Origin of the sequence: Pseudomonas sp. Irchel s3a12 (assembly GCF_900187485.1) — a bacterium.
Lineage (GTDB): Bacteria > Pseudomonadota > Gammaproteobacteria > Pseudomonadales > Pseudomonadaceae > Aquipseudomonas > Aquipseudomonas neuropathica.
The window spans coordinates 289,859-304,412 of record NZ_FYDN01000006.1 but is presented as its reverse complement, the minus strand read 5'-3'; the positions used below and the strand labels follow the sequence as shown (position 1 = coordinate 304,412).

Genomic DNA, 14,554 nt, shown 5'->3' with positions numbered 1-14,554 from the left:
AACTCCTAACGCTTGTGGCCAGTGTCGAGCTTGCGTTCCAGATGCATGGAATAGCGCGACATACCAAAACAGAAAATCCAGAACACCAAGGCGGCGAACACGTAGCCTTCGGTGGCCATGCCCAGCCATTTGGGATCGGCAGCGGCTTGTTTGACGCTGTTGAGCAGGTCAAACAGGCCGATGATGATCACCAGACTGGTGTCCTTGAACAGCGCAATGAAGGTGTTGACGATGCCGGGGATCACCATCTTCAGGGCTTGCGGCAGAATCACCAGGCCCATCGAACGCCAATAACCGAGGCCCATCGCGGCAGCGGCTTCGTACTGTCCTTTGGGGATCGCTTGCAGACCGCCACGCACCACTTCGGCGACGTAGGCCGACTGGAACAGGATCACGCCGATCAGCGCCCGCAGCAGCTTGTCGAAATTCATGCCTTCAGGCAGGAACAACGGCAGCATCACCGAAGACATGAACAACACCGTAATCAACGGCACGCCGCGCCAGAACTCAATGAAGGTCACGCAGACAACACGAATCGCCGGCATGTTCGAACGTCGACCCAGCGCCAGCACAATCCCCAGCGGCAACGCACCGGCGATACCGACAGTGGCGATCACCAGGGTCAGCATCAGACCGCCCCACTGGCTGGTTGCCACGGTGGTCAGACCGAAACCGCCGTGCAGCAAGGTGAAGGCAATGATCGGATACAGCACCAGAAAGCTCAGCCCGTAGATCGCTTTACGCGGCACACGCGAGATGAACAATGGTGCCGCGCCGATCACCGCCAGCCACACGGTCAGGTCGACACGCCAGCGCAGTTCCGTCGGGTAGTAGCCGTACATGAACTGGCCGAAACGCTGCTGAATGAACACCCAGCAGGCGCCCTCCTTGGTGCAGTCGGCGCGGGTGGTGCCGACCCAGTTGGCATCGACAATCGCCCAGCTGAGGATCGGAGGCACCACGAGATAAATCAGGTAGAACGCAAACAGCGTCAGCAAGGTGTTGAGCCAGCTGGAGAACATGTTCGCGCGCATCCACGCCACCACGCCGATGCTGCTGTTCGGTGGGGGCATGTCGGGTTTGAAAGTATGAGTACTCATGCGCTTTTCCTTACCGCTCGATCAGCGCAATGCGCTTGTTGTACCAGTTCATCAGCAGAGAGATGCTGATACTGATCGCCAGGTACACGCTCATCGTGATGGCAATCACTTCGATGGCTTGACCGGTCTGGTTGAGCACGGTGCCGGCGAACAGCGACACCATTTCCGGGTAACCGATACCGGCCGCCAGCGAGGAGTTCTTCGCCAGATTGAGGTATTGGCTGGTCAGGGGCGGAATGATCACGCGCAGGGCTTGCGGAATGATCACCTTGCGCAGCGTCGGGCCGTTGCGCAGGCCGAGCGAGCGCGCCGCTTCTGTCTGGCCATGGCTGACCGATTTGATGCCCGAACGCACGATCTCGGCGATAAACGCCGCGGTGTACACGGTCAGGGCCAGGGTCAAGGCGAGCAGTTCCGGGATCAGCACCCAGCCGCCAACAAAGTTAAAGCCTTTGAGTTCAGGCATTTCCCAGTGCAGCGGAGCGCCGAAGATCAGTGCGCACAAGGTCGGGATCACCAGCAGAATCGCCAGGCCCACCCAGAACTTGTGGAACGGCACGCCGGTTTCTTCAAAGCGCTTGTTGGCCCAGCGGCACATCAGCACGATGCCGACGATGGCCACCACGATGCTGATCACGAACGCCCAGAAACCATCAGCGGCCAACGCGGCCGGCATGTTCAGGCCTCGGCTGCTGACGAAGAAGGTGTCACCGAAGTTATGACTGTTGCGCGGTCCCGGCATGGTCAGGAATACCGCGAAGTACCAGAACAGGATTTGCAGCAGCGGCGGAATGTTGCGGAACACTTCCACATATACAGTCGCCAGTTTGCTGATGATCCAGTTCTGCGACAGCCGCGCCACGCCGATGATGAAACCGAGGATCGTCGCCAGAATCACGCCGATCACGGTCACCAACAGGGTGTTGAGCAGACCGATGACAAAGACGCGGGCATAGCTGTCCGCTTCCGTGTAGTCGATCAGGTGTTGAGCGATGCCGAACCCGGCACTGCGCTCCAGAAAGCCGAAACCGGAAGTAATGCCCCGGTGCTGAAGGTTGGTTTGCGTGTTGTCGAACAAGTACCAGCCCAGCGAGACCACCGCCACAACGGTGATGATCTGGAATAGCCACGCACGCACTCGTGGATCGCTGAGGCTGAGCCTCTGCTTTGGTGCGCCGATTGAATTTTGCATGAAGTGCCCCGGAAGAAATGGAACAAGAACATCACCCGGCGGTTGGCCCGCCGGGTGATAGAACCATTAGCGCACTGGTGGTGCGTACTGAATGCCGCCGTTGTTCCACAGGGCGTTCAAGCCGCGGTCAATTTCCAGCGGAGTGCTCTTGCCGAGGTTTTTCTCGAAGATTTCGCCGTAGTTGCCGACTTGTTTGACGATCTGCACAACCCAGTCTTTCGGCAGTTTCAGGTCTTTGCCGTACTCGCCGTCAGCGCCAAGCATACGGGCAACGTCCGGGTTCTTGGTCGACTTGGCTTCGGCTTCGACGTTCTTCGAAGTGATACCGGCTTCTTCAGCATTGAGCAGCGCGTAGCCAACCCAGCGCACGATGGCCAGCCACTCATCATCACCGTTACGTACGACCGGGCCCAGCGGTTCTTTGGAAATGGTTTCCGGCAGAACCACGTAGTCCTTCGGCGAGGCCAGCTTGGAGCGCTGGGCGAACAGTTGGGACTTGTCGGAGGTCAGCACGTCGCAACGACCGGATTCCAGCGACTTGGCGCTTTCATCGGAGGTGTCGAAGGTGATCGGGGTGTATTTCAGACCGTTGCCACGGAAGTAGTCGGAAACGTTCAGCTCGGTGGTGGTACCGGCCTGGATGCAGATGGTTGCACCGTCCAGCTCTTTGGCACTTTTCACGCCCAGCTTGTTGTTAACCAGGAAACCGATGCCGTCGTAGTAGGTAATGAAGCCTGGGAATTTCAGGCCCATGCCCGCGTCACGGGAACTGGTCATGGTGGTGTTGCGCGACAGGATGTCGATCTCGCCCGATTGCAGCGCGGTGAAGCGCTCTTTGGCGTTCAACTGACTGAATTTGACCTTGGTCGCGTCGCCGAATACGGCAGCGGCCACAGCGCGGCAGACGTCAGCGTCGATCCCGAGGATCTTGCCGGTTGCGTCCGGTACCGAGAAGCCCGGCAGACCGTCGCTCACGCCACACTGCACGAAACCTTTCTTCTGCACGGCATCCAGGGTTGCACCCGCCTGAGCGAACCCGCTGACGCCGAGAACTGTTGCTGCAGTCACGATCGCCAGAGTGGATTTCAACATCTTCATTCAAACCTCCAGTTTTGCTCTTGTTGTGTCGGAGCTTGAGTCCAGTCGCACCCTTTTGAGGCGTTGTTGACCCGTGTTGGCTTTTTTTGGGGTCAACCGACGTAAGACCTTCGCTATGAGTCTAGTAGGAGAAAAATCCACATCATGGACAACTCACTTCTCACCAATCGGCCGAACGGGCTGTAGCCCTTTCACATTCGCTAAGCCCGTAGCGGCCATTGGCGAACATCCATCACCGGATTCTTTGCAATCCCGTCGCGGGTCGTACACTGATAGTGTTACCGCCCACGCAAGATCGGTTGCACGGTTCAAGCCATAGCAAAGCCCGTACCACACCGCTCACCGAATCGATTCGGCGACAGGTCAATAGCAAAACTTGTAACCTTGCGACATCTTCTTAACGGATCAACCGGACGCGCACTCGAACCACGCACTTAATGAGAGCGCCCGCACATTTTTGGAGCAGACATGACCGAGCCCTTGATTCTTCAGCCTGTTAAGCCCGCAGACGCCTGCGTGATCTGGCTGCACGGCCTCGGCGCCGACCGTTACGACTTCCTGCCGGTGGCCGAGGCATTGCAGGAAAGCCTGCTGAGCACTCGCTTCGTGTTGCCACAGGCGCCAACTCGTCCAGTGACGATAAATGGCGGATATGCCATGCCAAGCTGGTACGACATCAAAGCCATGAGCCCGGCGCGCGCGATCGATCGTGATGAGCTGGAAGCGTCGGCGGATCGCATCATTGAATTGATCGAAAACGAGCGCGCCAGCGGAATAGACGCCTCGCGAATTTTTCTCGCCGGGTTTTCCCAGGGTGGCGCGGTGGTGTTGCACACTGCATTTATGAAATGGCAGGGGCCATTGGGCGGCGTGCTGGCGTTGTCGACATATGCGCCGACCTTCAGTGATGATATGGAGCTGTCAGCCAGTCAGCAGCGGATTCGCGCGATATGCCTGCACGGCCAGTTCGATGGCGTGGTGCAAAACTCGATGGGGCGCAGTGCTTATGAGCATTTGGTGAAGCATGGTGTCACCGTGACATGGCAGGAATACCCAATGGAGCACGAAGTGTTACCCGAGGAAATTCGCGACATCGGTGCCTGGTTGACCGAACGTTTGCGCTAAGCGTCGAGATTAAAGCCGCCCTTTGATCCCTCCCACTTCGCCGCGCCCGTTTCTTGCATTACACTGGCCGGCGTACATTCCTTAACCAATTGATGAGATGACCGTGCTCAAAGCACTCAAGAAGATGTTCGGTAAAAGCGAGGCTGAGCAGCTCGCGCCAGTTCCCAGTGCGCCGTCGCACGCCCCCGGTCATCGCAACGATGCGCCACAGGCCGACCGCCCCGCTCACGTAGCGGCACCGAAGGCAGAACCACAACCTGCACCGGCCGCGCCAATCGCTGCCGAACCTGCCCGCAGCGAAGCGCCGAAACCGGCCAGACCGCGCCGCGAACCGAAGCCCAAGGCACCGGTTATTCCGTGGAAACTCGAGGATTTCGTCGTCGAGCCACAGGAAGGCAAAACCCGCTTCCACGATTTCAAGCTGTCTCCAGAACTGATGCACGCCATCCAGGATCTGGGTTTTCCGTACTGCACGCCGATTCAGGCGCAGGTCCTGGGTTACACCCTCGCCGGCAAAGACGCCATTGGCCGTGCGCAGACCGGCACCGGTAAAACCGCCGCGTTCCTGATCTCGATCATCACCCAGCTGCTGCAGACCCCGCCGCCGAAAGAACGCTACATGGGCGAACCCCGTGCGCTGATCATCGCGCCGACCCGTGAGCTGGTGGTACAAATCGCCAAGGACGCCGCTGACCTGACCAAGTACACCGGCCTCAACGTCATGACGTTTGTTGGCGGCATGGACTTCGACAAGCAGCTCAAGCACCTCGAAGCGCGTCACTGCGACATCCTCGTCGCCACACCGGGCCGTCTGCTCGACTTTAACCAGCGTGGCGACGTGCACCTGGACATGGTCGAAGTGATGGTGCTGGACGAAGCCGATCGCATGCTCGACATGGGTTTCATCCCGCAGGTACGTCAGATCATTCGCCAGACGCCGCCGAAATCCGAGCGCCAGACCTTGCTGTTTTCCGCGACCTTCACCGAAGACGTGATGAACCTCGCCAAGCAGTGGACCACCGACCCTGCGATCGTCGAAATCGAAATCACCAACGTTGCCAACGAAAACGTCGAGCAGCACATCTATGCGGTGGCCGGTGCCGACAAGTACAAACTGCTCTACAACCTGGTCAACGATAACGGCTGGGAACGAGTGATCGTGTTTGCCAACCGCAAGGACGAAGTGCGCCGCATCGAAGAACGCCTGGTGCGCGATGGCATCAACGCCGCGCAACTGTCCGGCGATGTGCCACAGCACAAGCGCATCAAGACCCTGGAAGGTTTCCGCGAAGGCAAGATTCGCGTGCTGGTCGCCACCGATGTGGCCGGTCGCGGCATCCACATCGACGGCATCAGCCACGTGATCAACTTCACCCTGCCGGAAGTCCCGGACGACTACGTGCACCGCATCGGCCGGACCGGTCGTGCTGGCGCCGACGGTGTGTCGATCAGCTTCGCCGGTGAGGACGACTCCTACCAGTTGCCGTCCATCGAAGAGAAGCTCGGTCGCAAGATCAGCTGTGAAACGCCGCCGACGCATCTGTTGCGCGCGGTTGAGCGCAAGCGTCCGCAGTAAACGACGTTTAAAGGAAAAGCGCAGCCGGCAACGGACTGCGCTTTTTTTTCGCCCGGTGTTTCATCAGGTGCTTGCGAGAGAAAACTAAAAGTCCATAATGGACTAATAAGTTTATCTTTCATCCTCGGAGCCTGATATGTCCAATACGCCCTACGTGATCGACCAGCATCAGGCCCGTGAGCTGCTGGCGCGCATTGATGTGCCGCAAATCCTGCGCAAGCTGTTCCGTGATCTTGCGGCGGGTAACGCCGTGCAACCGGCGCAGCAACTGGTGGAATTTCCGCAAGGTGCCGGCGACTTCATCAATTATCTGGGCGTGCTGGCCGAAGACGGCGTGTACGGCGTGAAGACCTCGCCGTATATCGTTCGCGAGCAAGGTGCGCTGGTGACGGCATGGACCTTGTTGATGTCGATGAAAACCGGTCAACCGCTGCTGCTCTGCGATGCCGCTGAACTGACCACCGCGCGCACCGCCGCGACCACGGCTGTGGCGGTCGACACCCTCGCTCCGACAAACGCCACGCGACTGGCAATCATCGGGAGCGGCAAGGTTGCGCAGGCGCATCTGCACTATGTGAAAGGTCTGCGCGACTGGCAGAGCATCAGCCTGTATTCGCCAAGCCTGTCCGCCGACGCTCAAACCAAGGCACTGTTGAAAGCCATCACTCCCAACCTGAGGATCGTTGACAGCCGTGAAGCCGCCCTCGTCGAGGCCGACGTGATCATGCTGTGCACCTCGTCCGCCGGCCCGGTGATCGATCCGGCCGCGCTGAGCAAACCAGCCCTGATCACCTCGATCAGCACCAACGCCCAGCGTGCCCATGAAGTGCCGCCGCAGAGCCTCAACGACATGCAGGTGTTCTGCGACTATCGTCTGACCACGCCGGGTTCGGCAGGTGAGATGCTGATTGCCAGTGAACAGCATGGCTGGAGCAAGGATTCGATTGTCGGCGACCTCGCCGACTTGCTCAGCGAGAAAGTGCAGCGCCCCGATTACGATCGTCACGTGTTCTTCCGTTCAATCGGCCTGGGACTGGAAGACATCGCCCTCGCCAATGCGATTTATCACTTGACTCACTAACACCACAAATCCCCTGTAGGAGTGAGCCTGCTCGCGATAGCGGTCTGACATTCACCGAAGATGTCGACTGATATACCGCTTTCGCGAGCAGGCTCGCTCCCACAAGGGACTAGCGAACGCCTCGATATTGCGTATCCACTGGAGACCTACATGAGCCAGGCAGATTTCATCATCATCGGCGGCGGGATTGCCGGCGCATCCACCGGTTTCTGGCTGTCGCCGCACGGCAAAGTGATCGTGCTCGAACGTGAATCCCACCCGGCCTATCACTCCACCGGGCGCTCCGCCGCGCTGTTTACCGCCGCGTACGGCACGCCACAAGTTCGCGCGCTGACCCAGGCCAGCCGGGCGTTTTTTGACCACCCGCCAGCCGGTTTCTGCGAACACCCACTGCTCACCCCACGCGGTGAAATGACCGTGGATTTCACCGGTGATGCCGCCGAACTTAACAACCAATATCTCAGCGCCAAAGCCACCGTGCCGGAGATGCAACTGCTCAGCGCCGACGAAGCCTGCGCGCGACTGCCGATCCTGCGTCGGGAAAAAGTCCACGGCGCGATCTATGACCCGAGCGCCAGCGACATCGACACTGACGCCTTGCATCAGGGCTACCTGCGCGGGATCCGCCGCAACAACGGCGAAGTGCACACCGATTGCGAAGTGCTAGGCCTCAGTCGCGATACCGAGGGCCTCTGGAGTGTTCAGACCAACGGCCAGACGTTCAGCGCGCCAGTGATCATCAACGCCGCCGGCGCCTGGGCCGACAAGATCGGCACACTGGCCGGCGCCCAACCGCTGGGCCTGCAACCGAAGCGCCGCGCCGCGTTCATTTTCGCCGGGCCGGAAGGCGTCGACATTCATCACTGGCCGATGCTGGTCAGCCTCGACGAATCCTTCTATATGAAGCCCGACGCCGGCATGTTTCTCGGCTCGCCCGCCAACGCCGACCCGGTCGAGCCTCACGATGTGCAGCCGGAAGAACTGGACATTGCCATGGGCATCTACCAGATCGAAGAAGCCACCACGCTGACCATCCGCCGTCCGACGCGTACGTGGGCCGGCCTGCGCAGCTTCGTCGCCGACGGTGATTTGCTCAGTGGCTTCGATCAGCAGGTGCCGGGGCTGTTCTGGGTGGCGGCGCAGGGTGGTTACGGCATTCAGACTTCCCCGGCGATGGGCCAAGCCAGCGCGGCGTTGGTACGCGGCGAGCCGTTGCCCGAGCACTTGCAGCAGTTCGGGCTGGACAGCGCCATGCTCGCCCCCGCTCGCCTCGCCTGATTGTCCACGGATGACGCGCCCAACGGATTGCGGCACACTCGCAACGCCTCCTGATCACGGGGGCGTTGACGCTGCCTGGAGCTCCACTGTCATGACTGCCCCTGAATTCGACCCGGCGCTGGATAACTTCCGCGCTGTTGCCGACGCCATCGCCACGCTGTTCTTTCCCCACGCCGAAGTGGTGCTGCACGACCTGCGCACGCAAAAGGTCGACTACATCGCCAACAACCTGTCCAAGCGCGAGATCGGCGACGACTCGTCACTGGAGGACATGCTCAGCGAGGATGTCAGCGACCGCAATATCGGCCCGTACGAAAAGCTCAATTGGGATGGCCAGAAGATTCGCAGCCTGAGCACCGTGCTGCGCGACAGCGAAGGCCGGCCACTGGCGGTGTTGTGCATCAACCTGAATATTTCGCTGTTCGAGAATGCCAAGGCCGCGCTGGACCTGTTCCTCTCGCCGAGCAAACTGATCCCGCAACCGGACTCACTGTTTCGCGATGACTGGCAGGAGCGCATCAACACTTTCCTCCACGCCTGGCTGCGCGAACGGCAGCTGAGCCTGAACCTGCTGACCCGCGATCACAAACGCGAACTGGTGCTGGCGCTGCACGCCGAGGGCGCGTTCAAGGGCAAGAGCGCCTCGAACTATGTGGCCAATGTGCTGAACATGGGGCGGGCGACGGTGTACAAGCATTTGAAGGAATTGAAGGGCTAGAGATTTGCGGTGATTGATCCGGCCCCATCGCTGGCAAGCCAGCTCCCACAAGGATTTACGGTGTACACAAAACCTGTGGGAGCTGGCTTGCAAGCGATGACGGACTATCAGTCGCCGTAGATGTCGGACTTGAAATACTTCTCGGAAATCTTCTGGTACTCGCCACTCGCGCGAATGCCATCAATGGCGCCATTCAACTGGCTGACCAATTCTGCATTACCCTTGCGCACTGCAATCCCTGCGCCCTCGCCCACGTACTTCGGATCCTTCAACTCAGGCCCGACAAACGCATAACCCTTGCCACGCGGCATCGACAAAAAGTCATTCAGCGGAATGGTGTCGGCAAAAATCGCATCAAGCCGCCCCGCTGCCAGGTCCATGTAGATTTCTTCGTTGTTGCTGTAGCGCTTGACGTTAATGCTCTTCGGCTCGAACACCTCGGTGGCATAACGATCGGTGGTGGTCGCGCGCTGCACGCCGACATTCTTGCCCTTGAGGCTCGCGTATTGATCGTCGACCGTGGCGCCTTCCTTCATCACCAGTCGTGACGAAGTGAAGTAGTACTTGTGGGTGAAATCCACCGACTTCTTGCGGTCTTCGTTGATGGTCATCGAGGACAGCGCCATGTCGATCTTTTTCACTTTCAGCGAAGGAATCAGACCGTCGAACTCACCTTCGACCCACACACACTTGACCTTCATCTGCGCACACAGTGCATTGCCGATGTCGTAGTCGAAACCGACGATTTCGCCTTTGTCGGTTTTCGACGCAAATGGCGGGTAAGCGGCTTCGATACCGATGCGCAGGGTTTGCTCGGCGGCGAACACGCTGGCGGAGGCCAACAGGCTGAGGGCCAGACCGGTGATGAGGGGGAGTTTCTTCATGTTCGTTCTCTCGCGGGTTGTTGTTGGTTTGGCAAGATGAAGAAGAGCAACTGGAAGCGGGGAGCTTCGAGCGGCAAGACTGAAGCTTTTTTGTACTTGTAAATCCATATTGGACTTATATGTACAATGCGTCAATCGGGCAAAGATGGAGGATTTGGTGATGCAGATGACGTCATCGCGAGCAGGCTCACTCCTACAGGGGAACGCATTCCAATTGTAGGAGTGAGCCTGCTCGCGATAGCTGATTTGAAGGCGCTACAGTAGTTATTTCTTCCAGCGATCCGCCGCTGCATGATCACTGTCCCGCCCCTCAACCCAACGCGGCCCGTCGCTGGTGTTTTCTTTCTTCCAGAACGGCGCGCGGGTTTTCAGGTAGTCCATGACAAAGGCGCAGGCATCGAAGGCGGCCTGGCGATGGGCGCTGGCGGCGCCGACAAACACGATGGGTTCGCCCGGCTCCAATGCGCCGATGCGGTGCAGCACTTCCAGTTTCAGCAACGGCCAGCGCTGTTCGGCTTCGATGGCGATTTTACCGAGGGCTTTTTCGGTCATGCCCGGATAGTGTTCGAGGAACATCCCCGCTACATCGAGGCCGTCGTTAAAGTCGCGCACGTAGCCGACAAAACTCACCACCGCGCCGACGCCGACATTGGCCGCATGCATCGCGTTGACTTCAGCGCCCGGATCGAACGGCATGGCCTGCACGCGAATTGCCATGGATCAGCCTCCGGTCACGGTGGGGAAAAACGCCACTTCGTCGCCATCGACCACCGGCTCATCGAGTTGGCAGAGGTCTTCGTTGCGTGCGCACATCAGGTTCTGCTCGCTCAGTACCTCGGCGCCATCCCGTTGCGTCTGCATTTGAAGAACATGTGCACGCACATCATCGACAGTGGCGAAATCACCTTCAATCTTTACCGAATCCACGCCCAGCGCTTCGCGGTAACGGGCAAAAAACTTCACGGTCAGGTTCATGGCTGCTCCGCCTGAAAGTGCCCGCTCTTGCCACCGACCTTCTCCAGCAGACGCACGCTTTCAATGGTCATGCCGCGATCGACGGCTTTACACATGTCGTAAATGGTCAGGGCGGCAACACTGGCAGCGGTCAACGCTTCCATCTCAACGCCGGTCTGCCCGGACAGCTTGCAGCGGGCAACGATGCGCACGGTGTCGTCGCCATCAGCACTGAGTTCGACTTTGACGCCGGTGAGCATCAGCGGATGGCACAGGGGAATCAGATCGCTGGTTTTCTTCGCCGCTTGAATGCCGGCAATGCGCGCCACGGCGAACACGTCGCCCTTGGGATGGCCACCGCTGACGATCATCTGCAGCGTTTCGGGGAGCATGCGCACCAGCGCTTGGGCCGTCGCTTCACGGAACGTCACGGCTTTTTCGGTGACGTCGACCATGTTGGCGCGACCTTGGGAATCGAGATGAGTCAGCACGGGATTACTCCTGATCAGGAGCGACGATTGTAAACCCGCGGGTCAAATTTCTGCGAGTCGGATTATCACGCAGCTCCTACATCTGGATTTGTGCAGGGCCATAAAAAACCAGGCGGCTTTTAGGCCGCCCGGTTTTGGTTGAAAGGTTACAGATGGGTTTCGGCGTATTCGGCCAGAATCGAGCGAGGCACCCCTTGCAGGGTGATGTGCACACCGTTGGGGAAATCCTTGAAGCGTTCGGTCAGGTACGTCAGCCCGGAGCTGGTCGCGGACAGGTAAGGGGTGTCGATTTGTGCGAGGTTGCCCAGGCACACCACTTTGGAACCCGCGCCGGCCCGGGTGATGATGGTTTTCATCTGGTGCGGCGTGAGGTTCTGGCATTCGTCGATCAGGATCAGGCTCTGCTGGAAGCTGCGCCCGCGAATGTAGTTGAGCGATTTGAACTGCAACGGCACTTTGCTGAGGATGTAATCGACGCTGCCATGGGTGTTTTCGTCATCCATGTGCAAGGCTTCGAGGTTGTCGGTGATGGCGCCCAGCCACGGCTCCATTTTTTCCGCTTCGGTGCCGGGCAGGAAGCCGATTTCCTGGTCCAGGCCCTGCACACTGCGGGTCGCAATGATGCGGCGATAACGCTTGCTGACCATGGTCTGCTCGATCGCCGCGGCCAGCGCCAGAATGGTTTTACCGGAGCCTGCCGCACCCGACAGGTTGACCAGATGAATGTCCGGATCCAGCAACGCGTACAGCGCCAGACTCTGATAGATGTCGCGTGGCTTCAGCCCCCAGGCCTCTTGATGCAGCAGCGGTTCCTGATGCAGGTCGAGGATCAGCAGCTTGGCCTCGTCGATCTCCTTGATCCAGCCGACAAAGCCCTGTTCGTCGATGATGAACTCGTTGATGTGCACCGCCGGCAGGTTGTCGATCAGTTGCACTTGGTGCCAGGTGCGGCCGTGATCCTGGCGGGTGTCGACCTTGCTCACGCGGTCCCAGAAAGAGCCGGTCATGTTGTGATAGCCGTTGGGCAGCAGAGACACGTCATCGACCAGTTGGTCGGTGCTGTAATCCTCGGCATCGATGCCACAGGCGCGCGCCTTGAGGCGCATGTTGATGTCTTTGGTGACCAGCACCACAGGCTTTTTCGGATCGCGGGTGTGCAAATCGATCAGTTGGTTGATGATTTTATTGTCGTTCAGATGCTCGGGCAGAATCAGATTCGATTCGGCCTGTTTGCTCATCAGAATTGACAGCAAGCCCTTTGGCCCGCCCTTGCCGCGCTGGATCGGCACACCCAGTTCAACGTCTTCCGGGGAAGCGTCGCCCAAGGTCTTGTCGATCAGCCGGATGGCCTGACGGCATTCGGCGGCAACGCTGTGATGCCCGCTCTTGAGCTTGTCCAGCTCTTCAAGCACGGTCATCGGGATCGCGACGTGGTGTTCTTCGAAATTCAGCAGGGCATTTGGATCGTGAATCAATACGTTGGTATCGAGTACATAAAGGATTGGCTGGTTGGAGGAAGGGCTACGTCCGTGATCATCCATACTCGGTCACCTTTGTCAGAGCCATTGGACGCAATACCTGAGCGGTGCTGCGCCTCGAAGTGACTGCCGAAATCTCACCTGCGGAGATTCAAGTGACTGCAAACAAACGGGTCTTGGAAGACGCCACCTGTGTTGCAGGTTTCGGCGGTCTGTCTTCGTAATACTCCAAAACCGATGACATAAAAAAGTACTTTGACGGTTTTTTTAAGTTTATTTTGCAGAGTGACGAAAAGCCCTTGGCGGACTGCCCAGACCCCGCTAAAGTCGGAAGTCCGCCTGCATCGATTTCTTCAAAAAAATCGCCCAAAGCCCAATGTTTCCGGGCTTTTTTCGTTTCTCAGCGAAAAGCGTCCTGACAGTCTTCCCAACCGATACCGCTCTGCGCGGTTTGCGTGATCAGCCACGGTAACGAGGTCTTCACCGCGTCCTGTTTCATGTTGAAATTGATCACCCCGTGTCGCCACAGCAGCATCAGAGTCAGCACCCTCTGCGCGCTCGCTGTGCCCTTGAGTTTGCCGGCGCCGTCCTGGGCATCGATGTCCCACAGCGCCACTTGCAGGCCTTGTGTGTTGAAGAAACCTTGCGCATCGCTGCGGCGCTGCCCTTCCGGCGGACGAAACAGCGGCACGTAGTTTTCCGGCAACTTGTTCTTCACCAGGTCAGCGCTACGCCGCACCGAATCCTGCCAGTCCTGCCAGTGGCTGTGGGAGCGGAACTCCCAACCTTGAACGCCAACGCACTGTTTCGAGAACCCCGCTTGCAGGCTGCTCACCGAACGATCGGCCAGCCGCGCCTGAATATCCTTGCCCAGCACGAAGAACGTGCCGCTCAGGTTCGATTTGCGCAGGTATTCGGTGAGCCAGCCGGAGTTGTCCGGTTGCAGATTGGCGGCGCTGTCGAAGGTCAGCAGGAACAGCCGGTCGTGCATCGCGTCGCCGTTGCGCTCGTAGTCACCGAAACGATCGAATTCGTTGCTGCTCTGCGGCGACAAAGCGGCCTTGCGCAACAACTCGTCGAGGTACTGCACATGGAAGATCCGGCTCGGCTCGGCCCACTTGGTGTAATAACTGTCGTCACTGACGACGAACTTGGCGGCTTGCTCGCGCAGCGTTGGCAAGTCTTCTACAAGGAAGCAGAACGAGGCGTCCTGATCGCAGCTTTGCTGGGCGAAGTTGTAGTTGGCCAGCAGGCGCTGCCAGAGGCGTTGGCGCAGAATGTTGACCGCATCGATATTGACCGTGCGCAAGCCTAGACGCTGCGCCAGAGCGGCCTCGTCCATCGACTCGGTGCCCAGCAGGACACGGGCGAACATCAGGATTTCCGCCCGTGACGCCACGTCAAACAGGGTCGGGTTGCTAAGCTGCTCCGGCCAGGTGCTGCGATCCATCGTCGCCACATCGCCCGGCGCCGCGACGGCACCGAAGCTCAACAGCCACGCGGTGAATAAAAGAACAATGCGCAAAAGGGATGTCTCCATAACAAAACCCGCGCGGCACTATAGCTGATGTGCAAGGCT

General features: G+C 59.0%; 14 protein-coding genes. 5 read left to right on the top strand and 9 right to left on the bottom strand.

Annotated elements, in window-relative coordinates; translation table 11 throughout:
* Positions 1-5: 5 nt before the first annotated feature.
* The 3 genes from CKW14_RS12865 to CKW14_RS12855 form a co-directional block, all read right to left on the bottom strand.
* Positions 6-1,100: an amino acid ABC transporter permease gene (locus CKW14_RS12865; protein WP_095050966.1), complete on the bottom strand. Its 1,095-nt coding sequence runs from the start codon at positions 1,098-1,100 to the stop codon at positions 6-8.
* 10 nt (positions 1,101-1,110) lie between these two features.
* Complete coding sequence (locus tag CKW14_RS12860) at positions 1,111-2,292, bottom strand: amino acid ABC transporter permease (protein WP_095050967.1); 1,182 nt, start codon at positions 2,290-2,292, stop codon at positions 1,111-1,113.
* A gap of 66 nt (positions 2,293-2,358) precedes the next feature.
* Positions 2,359-3,390 (bottom strand): amino acid ABC transporter substrate-binding protein, encoded by a 1,032-nt coding sequence (locus CKW14_RS12855; RefSeq protein WP_095050968.1) that lies wholly within the window; start codon positions 3,388-3,390, stop codon positions 2,359-2,361.
* A gap of 468 nt (positions 3,391-3,858) precedes the next feature.
* Between CKW14_RS12855 and CKW14_RS12850 the strand changes: the two genes are divergently transcribed.
* The 5 genes from CKW14_RS12850 (at position 3,859) to CKW14_RS12830 (ending at position 9,168) form a co-directional block, all read left to right on the top strand.
* Positions 3,859-4,515: an alpha/beta hydrolase gene (locus CKW14_RS12850; protein ID WP_095050969.1), complete on the top strand. Its 657-nt coding sequence runs from the start codon at positions 3,859-3,861 to the stop codon at positions 4,513-4,515.
* A gap of 97 nt (positions 4,516-4,612) precedes the next feature.
* Positions 4,613-6,091, top strand: a complete 1,479-nt coding sequence (gene rhlB, locus CKW14_RS12845) for an ATP-dependent RNA helicase RhlB (RefSeq protein ID WP_095050970.1) — start codon at positions 4,613-4,615, stop codon at positions 6,089-6,091.
* 136 nt (positions 6,092-6,227) lie between these two features.
* Positions 6,228-7,172 (top strand): ornithine cyclodeaminase family protein, encoded by a 945-nt coding sequence (locus CKW14_RS12840; protein ID WP_095050971.1) that lies wholly within the window; start codon positions 6,228-6,230, stop codon positions 7,170-7,172.
* Between the two features lie 150 nt (positions 7,173-7,322).
* Positions 7,323-8,450 carry an FAD-binding oxidoreductase gene (locus CKW14_RS12835; protein ID WP_095050972.1) on the top strand — a complete coding sequence of 376 codons (1,128 nt, stop codon included), beginning with the start codon at positions 7,323-7,325 and terminating at the stop codon, positions 8,448-8,450.
* 91 nt (positions 8,451-8,541) lie between these two features.
* Positions 8,542-9,168, top strand: a complete 627-nt coding sequence (locus CKW14_RS12830) for a transcriptional regulator (protein WP_064586076.1) — start codon at positions 8,542-8,544, stop codon at positions 9,166-9,168.
* A 107-nt stretch (positions 9,169-9,275) separates the two neighbouring features.
* Here the strand turns inward: CKW14_RS12830 and CKW14_RS12825 are convergent, their stop codons facing one another.
* The 6 genes from CKW14_RS12825 to CKW14_RS12800 form a co-directional block, all read right to left on the bottom strand.
* Positions 9,276-10,052 carry an ABC transporter substrate-binding protein gene (locus CKW14_RS12825; protein WP_095050973.1) on the bottom strand — a complete coding sequence of 259 codons (777 nt, stop codon included), beginning with the start codon at positions 10,050-10,052 and terminating at the stop codon, positions 9,276-9,278.
* Positions 10,053-10,316: 264 nt separating this feature from the next.
* On the bottom strand, positions 10,317-10,769 hold the full coding sequence (moaE, locus tag CKW14_RS12820) for a molybdopterin synthase catalytic subunit MoaE (RefSeq protein ID WP_095050974.1): 453 nt from the start codon (positions 10,767-10,769) through the stop codon (positions 10,317-10,319).
* A gap of 3 nt (positions 10,770-10,772) precedes the next feature.
* Positions 10,773-11,027 (bottom strand): MoaD/ThiS family protein, encoded by a 255-nt coding sequence (locus CKW14_RS12815; protein WP_095050975.1) that lies wholly within the window; start codon positions 11,025-11,027, stop codon positions 10,773-10,775.
* A complete protein-coding gene (moaC, locus tag CKW14_RS12810; RefSeq protein WP_093437022.1) occupies positions 11,024-11,497 on the bottom strand; it encodes a cyclic pyranopterin monophosphate synthase MoaC in 474 nt (157 codons plus the stop codon). Before moaC ends, CKW14_RS12815 begins: the two co-directional genes overlap by 4 nt.
* A 146-nt stretch (positions 11,498-11,643) precedes the next feature.
* On the bottom strand, positions 11,644-13,038 hold the full coding sequence (locus tag CKW14_RS12805) for a PhoH family protein (RefSeq protein ID WP_016985016.1): 1,395 nt from the start codon (positions 13,036-13,038) through the stop codon (positions 11,644-11,646).
* Positions 13,039-13,375: 337 nt separating this feature from the next.
* Positions 13,376-14,515, bottom strand: a complete 1,140-nt coding sequence (locus CKW14_RS12800) for a polysaccharide deacetylase family protein (RefSeq protein ID WP_371857747.1) — start codon at positions 14,513-14,515, stop codon at positions 13,376-13,378.
* Between the last annotated feature and the right edge of the window lie 39 nt (positions 14,516-14,554).

Coding starts and splice junctions, on each gene's coding strand:
- CKW14_RS12865 (WP_095050966.1), bottom strand. CDS start 1,100: ATGAGTACTCATACTTTCAAACCCGACATGCCCCCACCGAACAGCAGC.
- CKW14_RS12860 (WP_095050967.1), bottom strand. CDS start 2,292: ATGCAAAATTCAATCGGCGCACCAAAGCAGAGGCTCAGCCTCAGCGAT.
- CKW14_RS12855 (WP_095050968.1), bottom strand. CDS start 3,390: ATGAAGATGTTGAAATCCACTCTGGCGATCGTGACTGCAGCAACAGTT.
- CKW14_RS12850 (WP_095050969.1), top strand. CDS start 3,859: ATGACCGAGCCCTTGATTCTTCAGCCTGTTAAGCCCGCAGACGCCTGC.
- rhlB (WP_095050970.1), top strand. CDS start 4,613: ATGACCGTGCTCAAAGCACTCAAGAAGATGTTCGGTAAAAGCGAGGCT.
- CKW14_RS12840 (WP_095050971.1), top strand. CDS start 6,228: ATGTCCAATACGCCCTACGTGATCGACCAGCATCAGGCCCGTGAGCTG.
- CKW14_RS12835 (WP_095050972.1), top strand. CDS start 7,323: ATGAGCCAGGCAGATTTCATCATCATCGGCGGCGGGATTGCCGGCGCA.
- CKW14_RS12830 (WP_064586076.1), top strand. CDS start 8,542: ATGACTGCCCCTGAATTCGACCCGGCGCTGGATAACTTCCGCGCTGTT.
- CKW14_RS12825 (WP_095050973.1), bottom strand. CDS start 10,052: ATGAAGAAACTCCCCCTCATCACCGGTCTGGCCCTCAGCCTGTTGGCC.
- moaE (WP_095050974.1), bottom strand. CDS start 10,769: ATGGCAATTCGCGTGCAGGCCATGCCGTTCGATCCGGGCGCTGAAGTC.
- CKW14_RS12815 (WP_095050975.1), bottom strand. CDS start 11,027: ATGAACCTGACCGTGAAGTTTTTTGCCCGTTACCGCGAAGCGCTGGGC.
- CKW14_RS12805 (WP_016985016.1), bottom strand. CDS start 13,038: ATGGATGATCACGGACGTAGCCCTTCCTCCAACCAGCCAATCCTTTAT.
- CKW14_RS12800 (WP_371857747.1), bottom strand. CDS start 14,515: ATGGAGACATCCCTTTTGCGCATTGTTCTTTTATTCACCGCGTGGCTG.